The following is a 22720-nucleotide window of genomic DNA, read 5'->3' as shown; positions in this document are numbered from 1 at the left end:
GCTGAATCCGTTGCGGCACAGTGCATCTCAACCCGTGGTGGCACGTTGTAGATGCATGCCTATATGCGCATCAACGAATTCGACTCACCGTCAACTCAGAGTTGACTATCGGCAGAGAGTCAACCTACAGTTGACGCACGCAAGAATTGGAGAACGTCATGGACATCGATATGCAGAAGCCCGACGCCGACGAGCCCACCCCGGGCGCTCTCGTCACCCAGGACTTCCCCGAAGGAATGAGCCGCGTCGAACTGCGCGTGGGCCCCGGCGGCGGCCGCACCCAGAGTTTCGTCGGCCGGCTGCTGGCCGAATCGCAGCAGGTCAGCAAGGTCGGCACCGAGGTGGTGAACGTCTATCTGAGCCGTAAGGGCAAGTTCGTCGTGCACCGTCACTACATCGAGTGGGCGGACTTCCAGCAGGCGACCAAGCTGGCGTACCACACCGCCAAGGACGAGTTCATTGTCGCGCGCAGGAACTCCGATCAGTCCGACTTTTCGCCGATCACCAACTGGGTCAAGGAATTTAAGAACTGGCGCGAAATGCTCGGACTTGGTAAGGATGGATACGGGGACTTCACTCTCGACATCGTGGACACGCTCGAAGAGTTGCGTGATCGCATCCCCGCCAAGGCCTTCCGTACCGCCGCCGATGTGGTGGCGAACCCGGCCTCGCAAGACCTCGATATCTGAATAGCGCGGCCGAACCCCGAAAGGACTTCTCCCGCATGTTCTCCCGACTGGGACGCTTTGTCGTCAAACAGCCGTGGCTGGTCATCGGCGTTTGGCTGATCGCCATTGTCGCCATCGCGGCCACGGCGCCCAAACTGACCGCGACCACCGAACAGGCCGACTTCCTGCCGTCGCATTACGAATCCATCCAGGCGATGGAGACACAGCAGAAAGCCTTCCCCAACAGCGCTACTCCGGCCGCGCTGATTGTCTTCGAGCGCGCCGACGGCGCACCGTTGACCACGGCCGATGCGGCCACCGTGCAGGCGGCGGCCGCCAAGCTCACCGAGCGAAACATCAAGGATGTCACCGCGATCGCGGCGATGCCCGCATCGGATAACAAGCTCGTCGATGTCGTGGCGGTGCAGATGACCAAGGTCACCAGCCCGAACGACAAGCGGCAGACCGATGCGGTGAAGGATCTGCGTACCGCTCTGCAGGAGACGGTCGCGGGTTCGGATCTGAAGGCCGGTATCACCGGTCAGGCGGCGCAGACGCTGGATCAGCAGGATTCCGGCAACAAGGCGCTGGCCATTATCGGCATCGCGACCATTGTGCTGATCCTGGTTCTGCTGCTCGTGATTTTCCGCAGTCCCGTGATCGCGTTGCTGCCGATCATCGTGATCGGCGCGATCTCGATGGCCGTGAATGGCTTGATTGCCATGGTCAGCAAGGCTTTCGACCTCAAGGTCGACAATTCCGTGCAGTCACTGCTGGTTGTGGTGTTGTTCGGTGTCGGTACCGATTACATCCTGTTCCTGATGTTCCGGTATCGGGAGCGGTTGCGTGCCGGTGAGGATCCCAAGACCGCCATGGTCAGCGCGGTGACCCGGGTCGGTGAGGCGATCAGTTCGGCTGCCGCCGCGGTGATCATCGCCTTCGGTGCGCTGATGCTTTCGACGCTGGGCATGTTCCGTTCGCTCGGTCCGGCGCTGGCGATCGCGGTCGCGGTGGCGCTGCTGGCCGGTCTGACGCTGGTGCCGGCGATTGTTTCGCTGTTGGGTACCAAGGTGTTCTGGCCGTCGAAGGCGTGGCAGCAGGAGCCGACGGGTGCGCGTTTCGCGGCGGTCGGTGGTTCGCTGGGTAAGCGTCCGGGTCTGTACGCACTGGTCTCGGGTGGTCTGCTGGTGGCATTGGGTCTGGTGGCGCTCGGCTTCAATCCGACCTTCGATCTGAGTTCGAGTTCGACCTCGGATACCTCCGAATCCACGGTGTACAGCAAGGAATTGCTCAAGGGCATGCCTGCGGGTACGACTCAGCCGTCGCAGGTCTATCTGAGTTCCGATGGTGCCGCGCTGACTTCGGATCAGCTGAGCACCTATCGCACGGCACTGACGGGTATCTCCGGGGTGGGCCAGGTGTCCGAGCCGAAGCTGTCGGAGAACAAGTCGATCGCCGAGTATCAGGTGACGCTCAATGACGCGCCGGAGTCCGATGCCGCGTTGGCGACGGTGCAGGGTCCGCTGCGTGATGTCGCGCATTCGGCGGCGCCGCAGGGTACCAAGGCCGTGGTCGGTGGTATGACCTCGATCTTCGTGGACTTCAAGGCCGCGATGAATCGTGATTACGCGGTGGTGTTCCCGGTGGCCGCGGTGCTGATCATGCTGGTGCTGGGTCTGCTGCTGCGCAGTCTGGTGGCGCCCTGGTATCTGATCGCGTCGGTGTTCCTCGGGTTCGCCGCCACGCTCGGTGCCGCGGTGCTGGTTTTCCAGCACCTGCAAGGTAATTCGGGTCTGATCTTCACGTTGCCGTTGATCATGTATCTGTTCGTGGTCGCCCTCGGGACGGACTACAACATCCTCATGGTGGCTCGATTGCGGGAGGAGGCCCGTGAGGGTCACGATCCGCATAAGGCGGCGGCGGAGGCGGTCAAGCACACCGGTCCGACGATTGCCGCTGCCGGTCTGATCCTGGCGGGTACGTTCGCCTCGATGATGCTGGCGGGCAATAACGCGCTCTCGCAGATGGGTTTCGCCATCTCGGTGGGTATCGGTATCGCGGCCTTCGTGATGGCGATGTTCTTCACCCCGTCGGTGACCGCGTTGATCGGTCGTAAGGCGTGGTGGCCGGGTCACGGTGGTGACGCCGATCCGCAGGCGGAGTGGAACGAGCAGCAGTGGGCGCGGTCCGAGCCTGATTCGGCACGCCGCTAGCCGCGAATCCTGTTCGCAGACAACCGGGCCCGTCTCCTTTTCGGAGGCGGGCCCGGCCGTTGTGCTGCGCGTTCGCTGATCTGACAGAAACACGTTTCAGTTTTTTCCCGAAAGTGCCACGCCTCGAACTGGACAACCGATATGGTTCGCCGGACCGTACCCGCAGGGGATTGGCATTCAAGGAGATCTCGACATGACCACGACCGTGAACAAGCGCATCGCCCAGCGGGCCGGATTCGGCATTACCGCTCTGGCAGCGGTGGCCTGTTCGGCGGCTCTGACGGCGCCCTACGCGTCGGCAGTACCCACCGGCCTGTCGGTGAACGCCCGCAATGTCTACGCCGCCTGCACCTACGAGGTGACCGCGACCTACGACCACTGGTTCCAGGCCTGGTTCTACGACAACGGCGTGGTCATCGGCGGCAGCCCGCTCAACCCCACCAACGGCAAGGCCACCATCCAGTGGACCCCCAAGGGCGCCGGCACCCACACCCTCTCCACCCTTCAGGGCTCTGCCTGGGAGCTGAAGGTCAACGTCCTGGAGCCCACCCTCACCGGCAGCGCCACCTGCGGCGCCAGCCCCCTGGGCTTCCTGGGCTCCTGATCCCGGTTCGGCAGTGGCGCGACCACACCGAACCGTCCCGGACCGGCTGACCGACATCCTCTGTTCCCAAGGTCGGCCGGTCCACCCCTTCGCGAGGGGCGAAAGTTCTTTCAGCGCAGGGTCGTATGCCAGACCACGGCCGCGGCGAGTGCGCCCGCGCCGTTCACCGACCAGTGCAGGGCGATCGGGGCGAGCAGGCTGCCGCTGCGGCGGCGGAGCCAGGTGAAGACGGCTCCGGCTGCGGCGGTGGCGATTACGGCGAGGGTGATGCCGAGGATTTGACCGGCGAGGCCGTTGCCGAGGAATCCGCTCAGACCTTTGTTCCCGCTGGTGAGACCCAGTGATGAGGCCACATGCCAGAGGCCGAAAAGCATTGAGCCCGCGGCGAATACGCCGCGTGCGCCGTAGGCGCGGTCGAGGGTGCCGTGTAGGACGCCGCGGAAGGCGAGTTCTTCCGGGATGGCCGTTTGCAGCGGGATCACGATCATCGAGGCGATGAGTGCGCCGGAGATGGTGGCGTAGCGGTCGGCCAGGAAGAACGGGCGGGTGATCGGTAGCAGTGCGCCGATGGCCACCGCGGTGAGGACTACGCCGACCGCGGCCAGGGCCCAGACGGAGCCGCGTCGCCAGTGCCGGGGGGAGAGGCCGAGTTCGGCCCAGCCGAGGCCGCGGCGGCGAACCATGGCCAGCAGCACAATCGCGGCAATCGGGACGGTGACAATGCTCGCCCAGGCGGTGGTGAAGTGCGCGATGAGGTTCGTGCAGATCAGAACGACGACAACGACGACTACATCGATGTAGGCGTGCAGGCGGTGGCGGAGGGGTGCGGGTGCTGCGGGGAGCACGGCGATCGCACCGTTATCGTTCTGAGACATCCCGGCCAGTGTACGTACGGATTCTTGGAACGCACTAGAAATGTGGTTGAAGTCGATCACCCGAGGGGTCCGGGCCGCTCGCCCAGCCTTGCGGATCGGTCCATGCCTGCAGCGTGCGTGCGGTTTCGAAGCGGCGCGGCTCCCGCGAAATCGGGTCGGTGAATTCCAGCGCACAGGCGAGCAATTGCAGCGGCCGGGTGTAGTCGTCGACCGGTTTGTCGGTGAGTTCGGGATAGAAGTCGTCGCCGAGAATCGGGATGCCGAGCGAGTTCATATGCAGTCGTAGCTGATGTGTGCGACCGGTCTTGGGTCGCAGCCGGTAGCGCCCGCGACCGTCGCGATGCTCGAGCAATTCGACATGCGTTTCGGCATTCGGCTCGCCGGGTTCCTCGAAGGCCCGCAGCACCTGCCGCTCCTTGATGATCCGGCTGATCACCGTGCGCGGTAGCTCCAGTTCGGGGTCGACGCCCGCGATGGCCTCGTACTCCTTGTGCACCACGCGCTTGTGGAACATGGTCTGATATGCCCCGCGCACAGCCGGATTCACGATGAAGAGGATCAGTCCGGCGGTGACTCGATCCAGTCGATGCGCGGGCACCAGATCGGGTAGGTCGAGTTCGCGGCGTAGTCGCACCAGCGCGGTCTGCAGAATGTGCTGTCCGCGCGGGATGGTGGAGAGGAAGTGTGGTTTGTCGATGACGAGCAGGTTCTCGTCGCGATGCACGATGCCGATCTCGAACGGTACTTCGGTTTCGACGGGCAGATCGCGATGGAACCAGATCGCCCCGCCGGGTACATAGGGCGCATCGGGGGAGATGGGCCCTTCCAGGTCGACGATTCCGCCCGCACTCAATAGTTCGTCGATGCGTTCGGGCCGCACGCGGGGAAGTCGCTCGACGAGGTGGTCGCGAACGGTCGCCCACTCGCCGTCTTCGGGCATTCGCAGGCGTGCCGGGTCCAACCCGTGCCGCTTCGGTAGCGGCGGCTGCTGCCTGCGTCTCACCGGTTGAACCCTATCGGTGACCTGGATGTCCGGATGCGGTGGCCCACTGCCACCAAAGTTAGCCTAACCTATCTTTCAATCGAATCTTGTGTGAGGATCGGGCGATATGACAAGGGTGAGGGGCTACTGATGACGGTCGAGGTCGCGCCGGACAAGGCGGCGGCGAAGCAGCGCAAGCGGCGGGAAGCGCAGGCTCGTAAGGAGATATTGGCCCCGGTCGGCGGTGTATTGACGCTGGCGAGTGTGCTGGTCGCGATTGCGTCGGTGTGCGCGGTGGTGCCGTTTCTGCTGATTGTCGCGGCTTGCCGGGAACTGCTGAACGACTCTGTGGATACCGATCGGGTCTGGCGTTTGCTGCTCATCGCTGTGGTCGTACTGGTTGTGCGGGCACTGCTGCAGGCGGTCGCGTTGACATGGTCGCACCTGGTGGATGCCGGATTCCAATTGACACTGCGCCGCCTGCTGGCCGACAAACTGACCCGGGTCCCGCTGGGCTGGTTCGGGGATCGCACCTCGGCCGAGGTGAAGAAGTATCTGCAGGATGATGTGGAGGCGCTGCACTATCTGGTGGCGCATGCCCGGCTGGATTTCATCGGCTCGGTGACCGTGCCGCTGGTGACGCTGATCTATCTGGCGACCGTGGATTGGCGGCTCACCCTGGTCCTGTTGTTGCCGCTGGTGCTGTACGCGCTGTGCATGAAGAAGATGCTGGACGAGCCGGGCCGCGAGCGCATGCTGGTGTACAACGCCGCCGAGCAGCGCACCCGGGAGGCGACCGTCGAATTCGTGGACGGTATCCAGGTGGTGCGGGCATTCGGTCGAGCGGGCAAGGCGCACAGCGTCTTTCAGGACGCGGTCGATCATCAGACCGACAGTCTGCGCAAGATGAAGATGCCGATCATCTCCGTGCAGTCGCTCTCGGATGCGGTGGTCTCGCCGGTGTTCGTCATGTTGCTGGTGGTGGTGGCGGGCTTGACCGGTGTCGGTGTGGGCTGGATCGAGCCGCTGGATGTCCTGCCGTTCTTGCTGATCGGGCTGGGGCTCGGCAGTTCGCTGATGGGTCTGGGCTACGGCGCGCAGGCATTGCGGACCGCCGGTGATGCGGCGCTGAGATTGCATGAGCTGATGCGGACTCCGGAACTGGCTTCGGGCTCCGCGGTTTCGGGCATCGTCGAGACCTCTTCCGGCGCTGCGGGTTCGGAGTCGAATGCGGCCGTCACCGGCGTCGTGAATTCGAAGCCGGTCGCTGCCGGACTGGTGAGTTTCGAGGGCGTGAGTTTCGGTTACCGCGATGATCATCAGGTGCTGCGCGATATCGATCTGGAGCTGGCTCCGGGCACGCTTACCGCGCTGGTCGGCCCGAGCGGTTCGGGCAAGTCCACCCTGGCAAAGCTGCTGCCGCGCTTCTATGACGTACAACAGGGCCGAATCACGGTCGGCGGCCGCGATATTCGCGACTTCAGCACCGAGGAGCTGTATCGCACAGTCGGTTTCGTCTTCCAGGATGTGCGGCTGATTCGCGGCAGTATCCGCGACAATCTGCTGCTGGCCCGCCCGGATGCCGATGAACGGGCATTGGAGCGCGCGGCCCGCGCCGCTCAGATCCACGACCGGATTCTGACCCTGCCACGCGGCTACGACTCCGAGATCGGTGTGGATGCCACGCTCTCCGGTGGTGAGGCGCAACGGCTTTCGATCGCTCGCGCGCTGCTGGCCGATACCCCGGTACTGGTGCTGGACGAGGCCACCGCCTTCGCGGACCCGGAGTCCGAGGCGGCGGTGCAGGACGCGCTGGCCGCGCTGGTGGCCGGCCGCACCGTGCTGGTGATCGCGCACCGTCTGCACACCATCACGGGTGTGGACCGAATCCTGGTGCTGGAGAACGGCGTTCTGGTCGAGCGGGGCGATCATTCGAGCCTGGTCGCGGCCGGTGGCCTCTATCAGCGCCTGTGGGAGATCAATGAGGCGGCACTGGATGTGGTGCTGGAGGGAACACGATGATTCGCAAGGTTTTCGCCCTGGTGCCGCGCGAGTTCGCCGCGCTGACACCGAAATTGGTGGCCGCCATCACCGTGCAGGCGCTGTGCCAGGCGGCCGCCTATGTGCTGCTGGCGCCGGTGCTGGAAGCATTGTTCGACGGGGACACCGGTGGTGCCTGGCGTTGGACCATCGGGCTGGCCGTCGCGGTGGCGGGTGTGATCGGTTTCGGTTTCGTGCAGGCGGTAGTGGGCCTGCGTATCGGTGTCGGCATGCAGCAGGGTTTGCAGACCCGCCTCGGCGACCATCTGAATTCCCTGCCGCTGGGCTGGTTCGAGACCCAGCACGCCGGTTCGCTGTCGCGCCTGATGGTGGAGAATGTCCGGGAGGTGCAGGGTCTGATCGCGTACCTGCTGGCGAAGATGCTGACCGGTGTGATCGTGCCGCTGGGTGTGGCGATCGGAATGTTGTTCGTGGACTGGCGGATTTCGCTCGCCATGTTGTCGGCCGCGCCGGTGTTGTATCTGGTGAACCTGTGGGCGAATCGCTCGTATACGGCCTCGGATGAGCGGTTGCATGAGGCGTCGGCCGAGGCCAATGCCCGGGTGCTGGAGTTCGCGCAGGCGCAGCCGGTATTGCGGTCGTTCGGTGCGGTGGGCGAGGGTAATAGGGCGTTGAACGCGGCGCTGGCCCGTCAGCGTAGGGCCGCGACCGGGCTGCTGTTCGCGAGTGTGCCCGGCCTGATCGTGTTTTCGCTGTGCGTGCAGGCGGTGTTCCTGGTGCTGGTGTATCTGGTGGTCGGTCAGGTGACCGACGGCGGGATCTCGGCGGCGGCGGCCATCGCGTTGATCGCGGTGAGCGCGCGTTTCATCGAGCCGTTGAATCAGGCCGCGCAGTTGGGTACGGCATTGCGGTCCGCCGCGTCGGCAGCGGATCGCGTGACCACGCTGCTGGCCGAACCGACTCTCCCGCAGCCGGATTCGGATCTGGAGCCGGGCGCGCCGAGCGTGGTGTTCGAGAATGTGAGCTTCGGTTACCGCCCCGGCGCGCAGGTGCTGTCGGAGCTCTCGTTCACGGTGGAGCCGGGCACCACGACGGCGATTGTCGGTCCCAGCGGTGCGGGTAAGTCGACGGTGTTGCGCTTGGCCGCGCGTTTCCACGATGTGGATTCGGGTCGAGTTCTGGTGAGCGGTCACGATGTTCGCTCGCAGTCGTCGCGGTCGCTGCTGGGCCGGATGTCGCTGGTATTCCAGCATGTCTATCTGTTCAATCGTTCGGTGCTGGAGAACATTCGGGCCGGTCGCCCGGAAGCCACCGACGCGCAGGTGCGTGCGGCGGCCGCGGCGGCCCGGGTGGATGAGATCGCCGAACGGCTGCCGCGGAGCTGGGACAGTGCCGTGGGTGAGGGTGGCGCCGCGCTGTCCGGCGGTGAGCGCCAACGGGTTTCGATCGCACGCGCCCTGTTGAAGGATGCTCCGGTGGTGCTCTTGGACGAGGCGACCAGTGCGCTCGATCCGCAGAGCGAGGCGGTGGTGGTGCGCGGTATGCACGAGCTGACCCGGGGTCGCACGGTCATGGTGGTCGCACATCGCCTGGCCACCATCGCGCACGCGGATCAGATTCTGTTCATGGAGGCGGGCCGCATTGTGGAGCGCGGTACCCACGATCAGTTGCTGGGGCTGGACAGCCGCTATGCGGCGTTCTGGAACGAGCGCTCTCGCGCGACCGGCTGGCGACTGGAATCGGCTTCTGTGTAGCACTTTTCGCGACACCTGAGTCTAAATATGGCTGTGCCCCGGTCATTCCGTGGAATGACCGGGGATTCACGCTGCCATACCAGTGATTACGGCATCAAAATGGCCAGCATCACAGGTTGCAGGACTGCCCCGCGTAGTAGGCCACCGAGCACTCGGACTCGCGAGTCAACTTCCAGCTGCCGTCGATCTCGCGCCAGGCCATCTCGATATTCGGGAAGGTGCCGTAGCCGTCGACGGTGACCTGCAGGTTGGCAGTGAGGGTGTCACCGTTCTGTGCGACCGGTCCGGCGAGCGTCCAGCGCAGGCTGGGCACGGTGTTCATCACGCTGCCGACCTGGTCGAGCAGCGGCAGACCCGCTTCTCCCGCTTCGAGTTCCGCGGCGCGTGCCGAGCTGGAGGCGCCGGTGTTCAGTGCCAGTTGCAGCTTGGAGTGCAGGTCGCCCAGGCCCGGCTGTGCGGTGCGGACCGGCGCGACGATCGGGGCGGCCTGGGCCGGTGCGATCGTTGCCACGTTGAACCCGCCGATAACGGCCGCGGCGGCGAAAACCGCTGCTCCCAGCTTCTTTCGGGTGGTGCTGATCATGTATTCATCCAATCGTTCACGTCGGTGGGCCGTGGGCGGTGCCCAAGCGGTACCCAATGCAATATAAGGTAAGGCTATGCAAACATGGGAGGGAACCTTGGTTGCTGTGGCGCGATCGCTCGGCGGTTGCGCAGGAGAGTGAGTGTGAACCCGGTGAAGACTCTGCTGGTCGTCGGCGCGGGCCCGAAAGCCCTCGCGGTAGCCGCGAAAGCGCATGTCCTGCAACAACTCGGTCTGCCCGCGCCGCGCGTGGTCGTGGTGGAGCCGCATGCGGTCGGCGGCAATTGGCTGCCCAGTGGTGGCTGGACCGACGGCCGGCATCGGCTCGGCACCAGTCCCGAGAAGGATGTGGGTTTCCCGTACCACTCCACCTGGGCGCGCGGCCGCAATCGTGAGATCAACGAGGCCATGCACGCCTTCAGCTGGACCTCGTTCCTGGTCGATCAGGGCGGTTACGCGGAGTGGATCGACCGCGGCAGGCCCGGTCCGCAGCATCATGTGTGGGCCAAGTACCTGCAGTGGGTGGGGCATCGCATCGATCTGGAATTGGTTCGGGGCCGGGTGAATTCGATCGCGCCGGCCGCCGACGGCTGGCTGGTGTCGGTGACCGGTGACGACGGTGTGGTCACCCAATTGGATGTCGATGAGCTCATGATCACCGGTCCGGGCCGCAGTTCGCGCGCGCTGGCCGAGCATCCGAAGGTATTGAGCATCTCCGACTTCTGGGAGCTGGCGGGTCGTCGCGCCCTGCCGGTCTCCTCGCGGGTGGCGGTGATCGGCGGCGGTGAGACCGCGGGGTCGGCACTGGACGAACTGGTTGCCCACGAGATGCTGACCGTTTCGGTGATCTCGCCGCTGCCCACCCTCTACACCCGTGGCGAAAGCTATTTCGAGAACGCGCTGTACAGCGATCCGGGCAAGTGGGCGGGGCTGAGTCTGGAGCAGCGCCGCGAGGTGATTCGCCGCACCGATCGCGGGGTGTTCTCGGTGCGGGTGCAGGAGAGTCTGCTGGGGGACAACCGGGTCCATCATCTGCAGGGCCGTGTGACGCGGGTGCGGGAGCACGGTGCGGGGGTGGCGTTGACACTGCGCAATGCCCCGCGCCCGGATGAGCTGCATGTCTTCGATCTGGTGGTGGATGCGACGGGCGGTCAGCCGCTGTGGTTCCTCGATCTCTTCGATACCGATGCCGCGGATCTGCTGGAGCTGGCGGTGGGTGGTCCGCTCACGCGGGCCCGGATCGAGGCGGCGGTGGGTTATGACCTGGCCGTTTCGAATCTGGCGGTCAAGCTCTACTTGCCGAATCTCTCCGCGCTGACGCAGGGGCCGGGTTTCCCGAATCTCAGCTGCCTGGGCGAACTTTCGGATCGCGTGCTGCGCCCGGCGGTGGATGGCTCGGAGGTTGCCGGTCGGGTCGCGGTGGGGCGGGTGGAACCCGCACGAGCCGGATAATAGGCTAGGCTAGCCTTACTTAAAGCGAGATGAGGTTTCGGTTCAATGCGTATCGTGTCGTTCGGCTTCCAGACCTGGGGCCGCAAAACCCTTGCGGCCCTGATCGATTCGGATCACGAGGTGGTGCTCTCGGTCACCCATCCGGCCGGCGCATCGTCCTACAAGGCGATCTGGAACGATTCGGTCGAGGAACTGGCCCGCGAGCACGGCATTGCGGTGCACCTCACCGAGCGCGCCGACGCCGAGACCATCGACCTGGTCAAGCGCGCCGAACCCGATGTGATCGTGGTGAACAGCTGGTACACCTGGATGCCGCCGGAGCTGTACAAACTGCCGCCGTTCGGCACGCTCAACCTGCACGATTCGCTGCTGCCCAAGTTCACCGGCTTCTCCCCGGTGCTGTGGGCATTGATCAGTGGCAGTGCGGAATTCGGGCTCACCGTGCACCGCATGGATGAGCAGCTCGACACCGGCGACATCCTGGTGCAGCACCGCCTGCCGATCCCGGCGGGCGCGACCGGCACCGAGCTCGTCCTCGCCGGAATGGAGTTGATTCCGGGCGCGGTGCATCAGGCCCTGGCCGCGTTGACCGACGGTACCGCGGTGTGGACGCCGCAGAACAAGGCCGACCGCACCTACTTCCACAAGCGCTCCGATCGCGACAGCCGCATCGACTGGTCTTGGGACGCAGTGGATCTGGAGCGTTTCGTGCGCGCGCTCTCCGCCCCCTACCCCCGCGCCTTCTCGCACTACCGTGGTGAACGCGTCGAGATCCTCGCCGCCACCATTTCCGAGGCCCGCTACGGCGGCACCCCCGGACGAGTCATCGTCCAGGAGGGCGGCGGCGCGGTCGTCTGCGGCCCGAACCCGGTGCGCGGCAACAACTCCGCCCTGGTGATCACCCGGGTGCGTACCGCCGACGGCGTCGAGCACGACGGCGGCGAATTCTTCGTGCGCGGCGGTTACCTCACCGATTCACCCGAATGAGAGTCGGTGCCATGTCGACTGCATCCGACGGGACCGAAGCGAAGGGTGCTGCGCCCGTTACTCGCCGGTCGCTGGCTCCCGGACAGCGACGGGCCTGGTTCCTACAGCAGCGCGATCCGGCGGATGCCGACCTGAATGTCGGCATTACCTACCGGCTGACCGGGGACCTGGACACCGCTCTGCTGTGGGCAGCTGTCGGTGAAGTGGTGGCACGGCACGATATTCTGCGCACCGTCTACGGGGTGGGCGCGGACGGTGAACCCTTTCAGTCCGTGCTCGCCGATATCGAATGTGCTTGGCAAGACCATGATCTCGCAAATCTACCGTCTACCAGCCGTGCCCGGCGCGCCGAGGTCCTCATTCGCCGCATCCTCGGCGAACCCTTCGATCCCACCGCCGCACCTCCCATCCGCTTCGCTCTGATCCGCACCGGCGCGGACGAATACGTCTTCGCCCTGGTCGCCCATGCACTCTGCTGGGACGACGAATCGTGGGATATCTTCGCCCGCGACCTGACCGCCGCCTACAACGGTCAGCTCCCGACCGGGCCTGCCCTCCGATACGCCGAACTCGCTGTCGGTGAACCGGATTCGAGCACGGTGGATACGGGTGTGGATTACTGGCGGGCGGAGTTGTCGCCACTGCCGGAGTCGCTCGAACTACCGGGCCATGCCACATTGGTGCCCGGGCCTGCTGCGGCTCGGCGGTCGGTGCGTGAGCTGCCTGCCGAATTGGTGTCGGCTGTGGATAAGTCCGCTGCTGCCGAGTCGGTGTTGCTGGTGGTCTTCCAGGTGCTGATGCGGCGCTATACCGGGTCGCCCGACTTCCTGGTGTCTGTGCCGGTGACGACGCGCACGGGGGAGGCGCTGCCGGATCGTCCGGATGCGCCCATCGGGTATTTCGGCAATACCGTATTGCTGCGTGCCGCCGTCGATGATCGGCGCACTTTCGCCGAATTCGTTGCTGCTGTGCATGATTCGATGGAGCGGGCGCATGAGCATCGGACGGTCGGTATCGACCGGGTGGTAGCCGCGATCAATCCGGAGCGCACCGGCGATCGGGATGGGCTGGATCAGTTGGTGCGGCTCGGTTTCGGGGTACGCACCGCCCCGGCGGGGCCCGCACTGGACGGGGTCATTGCGGCGCGGCTGGACCTCGGCAGCCCAACGCCGCGAGTGCCCTTGCGGCTCTCGGTGATTCGTGACGGCGCGGGTGCCTATCTGGAGGCCGAATATGCGACTGGGCGCTTTGCTCCCGAGTTGATCGAGCAGTTGCTCACCCACTACCTGGGGCTGCTCGGTGCGGCTATGGCCGCGCCCGAGCGCCCGATCGGTGAATTGGATCTGCTCGGGTCGGCTGAATCCGCACGGCTACTGGAACTTTCGCGTGGTGAACGGGTTCCGGCCGCACAGACCACCATGGTGGCGCTGTTCGAGGAGCGGGTACTGATCGCACCTGAGGCGACGGCTCTGGTGGCGCCCGGTCATCTGTTCGGTGAGCAGCCGGTACCGGACCGGGAGCTGACCTACGGTGAGCTGAGTCGGCGAGCGAATCGCTTGGCGCACTGGCTGATCGGGCAGGGTCTGGGCAGTGAGGACCTGGTGGCGCTGCGGCTGTCGAACTCGGTGGAGTTCGTGGTGGCGGTGCTGGCGGTGCTCAAGTCGGGGGCGGCGTATCTGCCGATCGATCCGGCGTATCCGGATGAGCGCATCGACTATCTGATCGCCGATGCGCGACCGCACCTGGTGTTGGGGCGAGTCGAATTGGAAGCTGCCGAGTCGGTGGCTGTAGTTGCGCCGGAGCATGATCCGTCCGATGCCGATCGCGTGCGACCGCTGCGGCCGGGCAATCTGGCCTATGTCATCTACACCTCCGGTTCGACCGGCCGCCCCAAGGGTGTTCCGGTCGAGCATGCCGCGATCGCCGATCACCTGCTCGGTTTCCGTGCGCAGTGGGAGATGACCGCCGATGATCGGCTGCTGCAATCGTCGTCGGTGAGTTTCGACGCATCGCTGCTGGACGTCTTCGTGACGCTGACTCTCGGTGCGCGCCTGATCATTCCGCGTCCGGGTGGTTTCTCCGATCTGGCGTATATCGCGGATCTGGTGACCCGCTGCGGCGTCACCGTGCTGCATATGGTGCCTTCGCTGCTGCGCACCTTCCTGTCGCTGCCGCAGGTGAGTGATTGGCGCACACTGCGTTTCGTTCCGGTGGGTGGTGAAGCCCTCCCGGGTGAGATCGCCGACCGCTTCACCGGCCTGCTCGACGCCGAACTGCGCAATCACTACGGTCCGACGGAAGCGGTGGTCAGCGCCACTCACATGCCGGTGGAGGGCCCGCAGGGCAATCGCATCGTGCCGATCGGCCGCCCGAATCGCAATGTGGACCTGTACCTGCTCGATGAGCGCCTGCACCTGGTCCCGCCGGGTGTAATCGGTGAAATCTATTTGGGTGGACCGCAATTGGCACGCGGCTACCTCGATCGCGGCCCGGCCACGGCGGAGCGGTTCATCGCCGATCCGTTCACACCGGGCGCGCGCCTGTACCGCACCGGTGATCTGGCTCGTCGCAATCTCGCGGGCGCGGTCGAGTTCGTCGGTCGCGCCGATGAGCAGGTCAAGGTGCGTGGCTACCGCATCGAGCCGGGTGAGGTGCAGGCCGCGCTCGGCACGCATCCGCAGATCCGCGATTGTGTGGTTGCGGTGGTGGGCGATGCGGGGAGCGGGCCGAGGCTGGCGGCCTACCTGGTTCCCGAATCCGCAGTGCCGGAACTGGATACGGTCCGCGCGCACGCGGCGGCCCGGCTGCCCGAGTACATGGTCCCCACCGCTTACGCGGTGATCGACGCCATCCCGCTGACCGAGCACGGCAAGCTGGATCGCCGCGCCCTGCCTGCCCCGGTACATCTGACGACCCGCCCGTACCGAGAACCGGTGACAGCGGCGGAGATTCGCCTCGCCGCTCTCTACGGCCAACTGTTTGGACGCGACCGCATAGGTGCGGACGACTCCTTCTTCGAGCTCGGCGGTCATTCACTGCTGGCCAATCACCTGGTAGCGCGGATTCGCGCCGAGTTCGGATTCGACATCGACGTGCGCGCGGTCTTCGACACCCCCGCGGTGCACGGTTTGGCCGCGGTGCTGGAGGCGACCGCCCGAGACAAGGAGCAACACGAGTGAATACCCGAGGGCTGTGGCGCAGAGCCGGAATCGGCGTGCTCGCACTGGGTTTGGTGGTCGGCACGGCCGCCTGCGGTGCGAGCGACGGCGACAGTACGGGCTCCGGTTCGGTGACGATCAAGCACGTCATGGGTGAGACCACCATCGACGGCACCCCTAACCGGGTGGTGACGCTCGGCCCGCAGTGGTTCGATGCCGCCCTCGCATTGGGCGTGACCCCGGTCGGCTATCTGGTGCCGGGTATGACGGCGGCCACGAAGGTGCCGTGGGAGCCCGCGATTCCGGAGTCCGCCAAGCGCATCGAGGCCACCGGCGACTATGTGGAGCAGATTGCCGCGCTGGAGCCGGATCTGATTCTGGCCCCGGCGTTCATGGCCGATCGCACCATGTACGACAAGCTGTCCAAGCTGGCCCCGACCATCGATTCGCTGTCGAGTGCGCAGATCGATTCCTGGCAGGACCAGGTGACCGCGCTGGGTAAGGCGCTGCGCAAGGAGTCCGAGGCGGCGAAGGTGATCGCCGAGGTGGACGGCAAGGTGGACGCGGTCGCCGCGAAGCATCCGGGGCTGACGGGTAAGACCTTCCTGACCTGCATGCTGACCGGTCCCGCACAGCTGATGGTGCTGGCCGATCCGAAGGACGGCTCCGCGGAGGTCTTCACCCGCCTGGGCATGACCATTCCGGCGAACATCGTGCATGAGGCCCCGTCCGGCGGCCGCCTCGCCCTGTCGCCGGAGCGGTTGAGCGACTTGACCTCCGACCTGCTGGTCTGTGGCGCGATGCCCAGCCTGGAGGCGAAGTTCAAGGACCTGCCCGGCTACCACGATCTCCCGGCGGTACGCCACGGCGGCATCTCCTTCGTGGATGTGGTCGCCATCAATGCCATCAATCAGCCGACCGCGCTGTCGGTGCCGTACGTGCTCGAAAAGCTGGAACCGGCGTTCGCGAATATCGCCGGCAGCTAGCCGCCGGTAGCAGGAAGGACCTCACCCCATGACACTCGATACCCACGCCGTATCGGCACGCCCCACCGGCGACCGCGGCCTGCCGCTGTCCCCGGCCCAGCAGGCGGCCTTGCTCCCGGGCCGGTTGGCGCGCACCGCTGCCGCCAATGTGTTTTTGGCACTGGAGATTCCGGCCACACTCGCGGACGGCGTGGTGGATCGTGCGGCGGAAGTGTTTGCCGCACATGAGATCCTGCGTTCGGTCTACCCGGACGATCGGCGAGTGCCCTATCAGCGGGTGGAGTCCGCCCCGACGGTAGCGGCCGAGACTATCGAGATCGCCGATGCCGCACTGACTCCCGCGCTCCTGACCGATGCCGGTCACGGCTTCGACCTGGTCCGTGAATTCCCGATTCGCATCCGGGTCTACCGATTGGCCGAGCGGGCGGTCCTCTCACTCGCGGCGCACCCGGTCGCCGCCGATGACCGAACCCTCGACCTGCTGGCGGCCCAGCTGTGCTCGACCGATCCGGTGCAAGCTACCGCGCAATACCGCAATTTCACCGCCGCCCAACTGAAATCCCTGGCGGCTTCCGATGATTCGCTGGCTTTCTGGACCGAGCACCTGGCGGATTTACCCGACCAGCTGCTCCCTACCGGTCCACGCCCGTCCACCCCGCGCAGCGCGCGTGCCGGTACCGACCTGCCCGCGGCAGTCCTGGCCGCGATTACCGAGGCGGTGGCTGTCGCGCCGACCCCCGAATCGGTCGCTTCACCGACCGTCGAACCGGTCGCCATGCTGACTGCACTGGTGGCCGAAGCGCTGCGCGCACTCGGTGCGGGCGTGGATGTGCTGATCGGCGTCGCCGACGCGGCGCGCACCGAAGCCGGCACGGAGGTGGTCGGCAATTTCGCCAACTATGTTGTACTGCGGGTGGATTCGCCGGTCAGGGGCGCGCCGGTAGAGCTGGTCGGCGCTACCGCCGAGTTGCTGGCGCGGGCGCGTGCCCACGCGGGTACCCGGATCGAACGCCTCACCCATCAGCTGCGCGGACCGGGCGGTGCGGCGCGGGGCGGTCTGTTCCAAGTGCTGGTCGGCGTGCGGAGCGCGCTCGAGTTCGCCGCCGACGGCGGCACCGTGCGTGAAATCGCCCGTGCGGTGGCTCGCCCGCACGGCGTGGAGTTGATTGTCGACGCGGTCACCACCGCGAACGGCTGGACCGTGACGGTCGATCTGGCCGAGGCGCTGTCCCGCCGCCACCCGGCGGACGCGTTCGCTCGGCTACTGGCGCGTATCGCCGAATCCTGGTCGGCGGCACCGGATTCCGCAACGGCCGCGATGGTCGAGGTGACACCGTGCGGCTGGTTCGTTTCGGATGGCGACTCCCTGGACCTGGATCCGTTCGCCATTTCCGGTCTCGGCGGCCCGCCGCAGAACGAGGCGGAGCGAGCCATCGCCGCCGCACTGCGGGAGATCCTGGAGTTGGACGAGCAGGACGAGGTCGGCCGCGGGGACAACTTCTTCGCGCTCGGCGGTGACAGTGTGGCCGCGCTGCGCTTCGTCACAGTGCTCGCCGAACAGGGTCACATCCTGGATGTGCAGAAGGTGTTCGAGTTCCCCGCCGTCTTCGAGATGGCCGAGCACCTCGCCGCCGAAAGTGCTTCGGCAACAAACGAGCCCGTCGCCGAGGTGGCCCCTATGGCCGCCTCCGGACTCGACGCCGCCGCGTTGAACGCCCTGGCCGGAAAGCTAGCCGCCCGGTGAGCGTGCGAATTCTCGATGTCGTCGCGCTGTCTCCGCTGCAGCGCGGCCTGTATTCGGTCAGTGTCGCCTCCGGTGCGGTCGACCCGTACCTGGTCACCTTCGCGGTGCGGATCGAGGGCCTGGCCGAACTCTCCACGCTGCGTACGGCTTTCGACGGTCTGCTGGACCGCTACCCGCATCTGGGTGGTGCGGTCGTGACCGACGGCCTGCCGCATCCGGTGCTGGTCACCACCACGGACGGCCGGATCGGCTGGCGCGAACTGGATCTGCGCTCGGCCGCCGACCTGGAAGCGGCCGCGCGCCAACTCTATTGGGATGAGGGCCGCCGCCGCCTGGATCTGGATCGCGGCCCGCTGTTCCGGGTCACCGCCGCCCGCGTCTGCGAGGACGCCTATGAGGTGGTCTGCACCGCCCACCACATCATTATCGACGGCTGGTCCATCCCCCTGCTGTTCGCGGATCTCATTGCCCTGCACAGTGGTTCGGCCGCAGCCCTGACGCCCGCCCCGCCACTACGTGAGCACGCCGCCTGGCTGGCGAGCCGGGACACCGCCGCCTCCATCGCGGCATGGACGCGGGCACTGGACGGCCTCACCCCCATGTCCATGCTCGCGGCGCCCGCCCCCGCCGATATCCCCGTCCTGGGCGAGGCCCGCTTCACCCGCGAGGAAACCGAGCAGGTAACCACCTGGGCCCGCAATCATGGCCTGACCCTCAACACCCTGCTCCAAATGGCGTGGGCCCGAGTCCTTTCCGGCCTCACCGGCCGCGACGACGTGGTCTTCGGCCAAACTACCTCCGGCCGCGACGCCTCCCTCCCCAATGCCGAACGACTGGTGGGCGCGCTGGTCACCACCATCCCCATCCGAGTCCGCCTGGACAACCGTGCCCCCGCCGAAATAGGCACCGCCCTACAACGCGAAGTAGCGCAGCTACGCCCCCACGAATACCTCGGCATAGCCGAAATCACCCGCCACACCGGCGGCAACCAACTCTTCGACACCCTCCTGGTCTTCGAAAACACCCCCCTGGGCGCGGTTACCGCCGACATGCCCATGGGCGGCGGAGCCCGCCTCCTCCCACGCCGCGTAGATTCCCCCAGCCACTACCCCATCGCGGTAGTCCCGGTCCTGGAACACGGCCAACTCATCACCCGCGTGGAAATTCGCCCAGACCTGGTCTCCCGCTTCACCCCCGACCGCCTGGCCCGCCGCATGCTCGCCGTAGTCCACCGCCTGACAGCCGCCACCCAGGCCAGCGCCATACCCCTCCTCCTGAATGACGAACCCGCCGCCCTGACCGCCGAACCTGCCGTGACCGCCGAACCCGCCGCCCTGACCGCCGCGCACGCCGGTCCAGCCGCCGCGAACCCGGCCCCGGGCGTCATGGATCCAAGCGCTGTAATCGACACGACCTCGCCCGCTGCGGACTCGGGCGTAACCGCCGAGCAGCCCCTCGTCATCCCGGCACGCTTTCGGCCGGGATCCACATCCGGGGCACTTCAACAGGATTCGGTGGATTTCGGCCGAAAACACGCCGGAATGACGGGGCGATGTGGCCCTACCGCGGATGCCGACAGCGCAGCTTCCGACGCGGGTCGCGCATCGGTCTCCGATGTCCTGTTGGCGGCCGCCGCGCGCTCGGGGAGCGCCGTCGCCGTAATCGATGCCGAAGGCGAGCACTCGTTCACCGAATTCGGTGCTGCGGTAAGCACTCTCGCCACTCACCTGCGCGCACATGGCCTGCGCCCCGGTGACGCGGTGGCCGTGGTGCTCCCGCGCGATCGCCGAGTGCTGCACGCACCCTTCGCCATTGCCCATGCCGGCGGTGTCTGCGTGCACGTCGATCCGGGCACCCCACCGGATCGCCTGGCGTACCTCCTGGAGTCTTCCGGCGCGCGCCTGGTGCTAGGTGCCGAGGATCTGGTGGATGTGCTGGTGCAGGTCCGCGCGCAGGGCGTGGACTTCGCGCACGGCGTCCCCACCGGTACCGGCGAACTGCGGTTCATCGGCCAGGCCCCCGCCGCCGCGGATATGCCGATCGCGTTGCCGATCGCGCTGCCGGCGACACCGTTCTATGTCATCTTCACCTCCGGCACCACGGGCCGCCCGAAAGGTGTTGTGGTGCCGCATGGTGCGCTGCTGAGCCACTGGGCCAATCATGAGCGCCGCATTTTCGCCCCGGCGGCGGAGCGGATCGGGCGGCAGTTGCGGATCGGGCACGGCTGGTCGACCGGTTTCGATGCCGCGTGGCAGCCGACGGTCGCGCTATTGAGCGGGCACACCGTGGTCATGCTGGGGGAGCATGCGCGCACCGATGCCGAGCAGATCGCGGCGGCTGTCACCCGCCATGGCATCGATATTTTCGATACCTCGCCGTCGATGTTGCCGCGTCTCATAGCTTTCGGGCTCTTCACCGAGCGCGATGGCGCTGAGCACTGCCCCCTCGCGGTGCTCGCGCTGGGTGGTGAGGCCATCGATCCGGATACCTGGAGGCGTTTGAGCGCCCTGCCGGATACCCGTGTCATCAATTTCTACGGTCCGACCGAGACCACGGTCGAGGCGCTCATGGCCGATGTGCACGAACATGATTCGCCGACCATCGGCCGCACCTTCGACCGAATGACCGCCGAGATTCTCGATCACCGCCTGCGTCCGGTGCCGCCGGGCGGACTGGGCGAGTTGTACCTGTCGGGTCCGCAATTGGCGCTGGGCTATCTGGGCCGTCCGGCGACGACTGCCGCGGCCTTCGTGGCCGGGACGGATGGAAGACGTTACCGCACAGGAGATCTCGTGCGCCGCGCCACCGACGGCACGGTCGTCTACGAGGGCCGTATCGACAGTCAGGTCAAGATCAACGGCTACCGCGTGGAACCCGACGAGGCAGCCGTGGTGCTCCGCGAACTCGACGGTGTCGAGCACGCGGCAGTCCTGGCCTACACCGGCAATGGCCGCACCCGCCTGGGCGCATTGGTGGTGAGCGAGGTCCCGGTACCGCAGTTGCGTGCGGCCTTGGCACAGCGCCTCCCGCGCTTCCTCGTCCCCACTCGCATCGTTCCGGTCGGCGAAATCCCGTTGAACCGCAACGACAAACTCGACGTCCACGCCGCCACCACCTTGCTCACCGCACCGGTGGCAGGGTCCGGCGGTGGTGCGCCCGCCACCGAGACCGAGCGCACATTGCTCGGGGTGATCGCCGCACACGGCGCGGCGGGCTCCGCCCCGGCGATCACCGACAGCCTGGTCGATCTCGGCATCGACAGTATCGGCGTGATCGACCTCGTATCCCGTTTGCGCGGTGCGGGTTTCCGTATCGCGGCCCGGGATGTACTGGCCGCCGGTGATCTTCGCGACCTGGCGGCCCGCCTGGACGAACTCGTCGCGGCGGGGGAGGAGCGTGCGGCGGCGGAGATCACGCCCGCCGGTACGCTGCTCCCGCTGACCGCGCTGGCCCGCGAGATCATCGGCAATGGCGGCTATCGCTATCTGGCGCAGTCCCAGGTGATTTCGTTGCCGGACGATGTTTCGGTGGCGGCGATCGCGGACCGCGTCTCCGCTCTCGCGACCGCCCATCCGACGTTGCGTTCACGCCTGGTCGCCGAGGTGGACGGCCATGCCCTACGGGTCGAAGAGCTGCCACCACACCCGGTGTGGCTGCGGGAATCCGACGGAACAGGCTCTCCCGCAACATATCTCACCGATACCGTAGCCCGGCTGGATCCGGAGGCGGGCCTGATGCTCGCCGTCACCATCCTCTCCGGCCCGCAGCGGCGACTGCTGCTGTCGATCCATCACCTCGCGGTGGATGTGGTGTCCTGGCTGATCCTGGTGGACGATCTGCGCCGCCTGGAGCAGGGCCACCCGCCGCTGAATGAGGAACCATTCGGCGAACCCGATACGGCGGCAATCACTTCCGGCACCGAAATCCTCGGCACACCGCTGGCGGGCCGGCTCACCGATCCGGCCCAGGACCGCGCCGGCAAGGTCACCCAACGTGTGGTGGAGCTCGGCCCGGAGCACACCGAACAACTCTTGGCCGCCTGCGCGCAGGCCACCCTCCCACTGGAGGACGCGCTGATTCTGGCGTGTGCCCGCACCTTCCCGGATATCGCCGATGCGGGTGGCCGCGTCGCGATCACCCGTGAATCCCACGGCCGCCCGGATGACGACGACACCCGCCGAGTCGGCTGGTTCACCGTCGAGGAGACGGTACTGGTGCCGGGCTCGCCAGCGGATTGGACTCCGGGAGCAACCTCGGCGGGCCTGTTCGACCGCGATGCGGTGGCGGACGGGTCGCAAGGCGCACGGCCGGATTTGTCGGAGCGTACTTTCTCCGCGCGCGGGCAATTGCGCATCAACCATCTGGGCCGCTTCGACGTACTCCAATTCGGTTCCGGCTCTTGGTCGCCCGCGCCGCTGTCGGAGTTCACCGGTGAGTTCGGGGTGGCGGCGCATCCGGATCTGCCGCTGCGGTTCAGCGTGGATATCACCACGGCGGTGGTGCCGCGGGACGGCCGTCCGTCACTGGTGGCGCAGTTCGATGTGAATACGGCTGTGCTCGATGGTCTGGCGGTCGATGCGCGCGCCGAGCGCTGGGCGGCGGTATTGGCTGAATTCGCGGGGGTCCGGGCGGGCTGACTGTTTTGTCGACGGGGTCCACGGGAGTTTTCCGGTGGGCCCTATTCGGTGTATCTCCTTGTCAGGGCGTTTTACT

14 protein-coding genes are annotated in these 22720 nt (G+C 66.4%); 11 read left to right on the top strand and 3 right to left on the bottom strand.

Features of this window, described 5'->3' with window-relative positions; translation table 11 throughout:
- Positions 1-158 precede the first annotated feature (158 nt).
- From GFY24_RS30020 to GFY24_RS30010, 3 genes are all read left to right on the top strand, one after another.
- Positions 159-689 (top strand): EXLDI protein, encoded by a 531-nt coding sequence (locus GFY24_RS30020; protein WP_153808478.1) that lies wholly within the window; start codon positions 159-161, stop codon positions 687-689.
- A gap of 35 nt (positions 690-724) precedes the next feature.
- On the top strand, positions 725-2881 hold the full coding sequence (locus GFY24_RS30015) for an MMPL family transporter (protein WP_153808477.1): 2157 nt from the start codon (positions 725-727) through the stop codon (positions 2879-2881).
- A gap of 193 nt (positions 2882-3074) precedes the next feature.
- A complete protein-coding gene (locus GFY24_RS30010) occupies positions 3075-3485 on the top strand; it encodes a hypothetical protein (RefSeq protein ID WP_153808476.1) in 411 nt (136 codons plus the stop codon).
- A gap of 110 nt (positions 3486-3595) precedes the next feature.
- On the opposite strand, the gene GFY24_RS30005 is transcribed toward GFY24_RS30010, so the two are convergent.
- Together GFY24_RS30005 and GFY24_RS30000 are read right to left on the bottom strand one after the other, a co-directional pair.
- The gene (locus GFY24_RS30005; RefSeq protein WP_153808475.1) at positions 3596-4360 is read right to left on the bottom strand and encodes a CPBP family intramembrane glutamic endopeptidase; all 765 of its coding nucleotides are present in this window, start codon (positions 4358-4360) and stop codon (positions 3596-3598) included.
- Between the two features lie 34 nt (positions 4361-4394).
- A complete protein-coding gene (locus GFY24_RS30000; RefSeq protein ID WP_309231512.1) occupies positions 4395-5363 on the bottom strand; it encodes an RluA family pseudouridine synthase in 969 nt (322 codons plus the stop codon).
- 129 nt (positions 5364-5492) lie between these two features.
- Here GFY24_RS30000 and GFY24_RS29995 point away from each other — a divergent pair, with 129 nt between their 5' ends.
- Positions 5493-7364: an ABC transporter ATP-binding protein gene (locus tag GFY24_RS29995; protein ID WP_153808474.1), complete on the top strand. Its 1872-nt coding sequence runs from the start codon at positions 5493-5495 to the stop codon at positions 7362-7364.
- Positions 7361-9097 (top strand): ABC transporter ATP-binding protein, encoded by a 1737-nt coding sequence (locus GFY24_RS29990; RefSeq protein WP_153808473.1) that lies wholly within the window; start codon positions 7361-7363, stop codon positions 9095-9097. Before GFY24_RS29995 ends, GFY24_RS29990 begins: the two co-directional genes overlap by 4 nt.
- Positions 9098-9206: 109 nt before the next feature.
- Here the strand turns inward: GFY24_RS29990 and GFY24_RS29985 are convergent, their stop codons facing one another.
- On the bottom strand, positions 9207-9680 hold the full coding sequence (locus GFY24_RS29985) for a hypothetical protein (RefSeq protein ID WP_153808472.1): 474 nt from the start codon (positions 9678-9680) through the stop codon (positions 9207-9209).
- Between the two features lie 153 nt (positions 9681-9833).
- Here GFY24_RS29985 and GFY24_RS29980 point away from each other — a divergent pair, with 153 nt between their 5' ends.
- Genes GFY24_RS29980 through GFY24_RS29950 form a run of 6 tightly spaced genes read left to right on the top strand, consistent with a single transcriptional unit; the run spans position 9834 to position 22644 of the window.
- A complete protein-coding gene (locus GFY24_RS29980; RefSeq protein ID WP_309231521.1) occupies positions 9834-11132 on the top strand; it encodes a SidA/IucD/PvdA family monooxygenase in 1299 nt (432 codons plus the stop codon).
- A gap of 45 nt (positions 11133-11177) precedes the next feature.
- Positions 11178-12119: a methionyl-tRNA formyltransferase gene (locus tag GFY24_RS29975; RefSeq protein ID WP_153808470.1), complete on the top strand. Its 942-nt coding sequence runs from the start codon at positions 11178-11180 to the stop codon at positions 12117-12119.
- An 11-nt stretch (positions 12120-12130) separates the two neighbouring features.
- Entirely contained in the window at positions 12131-15298 is a 3168-nt protein-coding gene (locus tag GFY24_RS29970; protein ID WP_228566773.1) for a non-ribosomal peptide synthetase, read from the top strand.
- Positions 15295-16263: an ABC transporter substrate-binding protein gene (locus GFY24_RS29965; RefSeq protein WP_309231511.1), complete on the top strand. Its 969-nt coding sequence runs from the start codon at positions 15295-15297 to the stop codon at positions 16261-16263. The genes GFY24_RS29970 and GFY24_RS29965 overlap by 4 nt, the downstream gene beginning before the upstream one ends.
- Before the next feature lie 28 nt (positions 16264-16291).
- Positions 16292-18007: a condensation domain-containing protein gene (locus tag GFY24_RS29960; RefSeq protein ID WP_153808468.1), complete on the top strand. Its 1716-nt coding sequence runs from the start codon at positions 16292-16294 to the stop codon at positions 18005-18007.
- Positions 18004-22644 (top strand): AMP-binding protein, encoded by a 4641-nt coding sequence (locus tag GFY24_RS29950; RefSeq protein ID WP_309231510.1) that lies wholly within the window; start codon positions 18004-18006, stop codon positions 22642-22644. Before GFY24_RS29960 ends, GFY24_RS29950 begins: the two co-directional genes overlap by 4 nt.
- The last annotated feature ends 76 nt before the right edge of the window (positions 22645-22720 follow it).

The organism is Nocardia sp. SYP-A9097 (assembly GCF_009649815.1).
Taxonomy (GTDB): Bacteria; Actinomycetota; Actinomycetes; order Mycobacteriales; family Mycobacteriaceae; genus Nocardia.
This window is presented reverse-complemented; position numbering and strand designations above follow the sequence as displayed.

Bases quoted from the DNA above. Each gene is read 5' to 3' on its own strand.
- GFY24_RS30020 (WP_153808478.1), top strand. From the start codon at position 159: ATGGACATCGATATGCAGAAGCCCGACGCCGACGAGCCCACCCCGGGC.
- GFY24_RS30015 (WP_153808477.1), top strand. From the start codon at position 725: ATGTTCTCCCGACTGGGACGCTTTGTCGTCAAACAGCCGTGGCTGGTC.
- GFY24_RS30010 (WP_153808476.1), top strand. From the start codon at position 3,075: ATGACCACGACCGTGAACAAGCGCATCGCCCAGCGGGCCGGATTCGGC.
- GFY24_RS30005 (WP_153808475.1), bottom strand. From the start codon at position 4,360: ATGTCTCAGAACGATAACGGTGCGATCGCCGTGCTCCCCGCAGCACCC.
- GFY24_RS29995 (WP_153808474.1), top strand. From the start codon at position 5,493: ATGACGGTCGAGGTCGCGCCGGACAAGGCGGCGGCGAAGCAGCGCAAG.
- GFY24_RS29990 (WP_153808473.1), top strand. From the start codon at position 7,361: ATGATTCGCAAGGTTTTCGCCCTGGTGCCGCGCGAGTTCGCCGCGCTG.
- GFY24_RS29985 (WP_153808472.1), bottom strand. From the start codon at position 9,680: ATGATCAGCACCACCCGAAAGAAGCTGGGAGCAGCGGTTTTCGCCGCC.
- GFY24_RS29975 (WP_153808470.1), top strand. From the start codon at position 11,178: ATGCGTATCGTGTCGTTCGGCTTCCAGACCTGGGGCCGCAAAACCCTT.
- GFY24_RS29970 (WP_228566773.1), top strand. From the start codon at position 12,131: ATGTCGACTGCATCCGACGGGACCGAAGCGAAGGGTGCTGCGCCCGTT.
- GFY24_RS29960 (WP_153808468.1), top strand. From the start codon at position 16,292: ATGACACTCGATACCCACGCCGTATCGGCACGCCCCACCGGCGACCGC.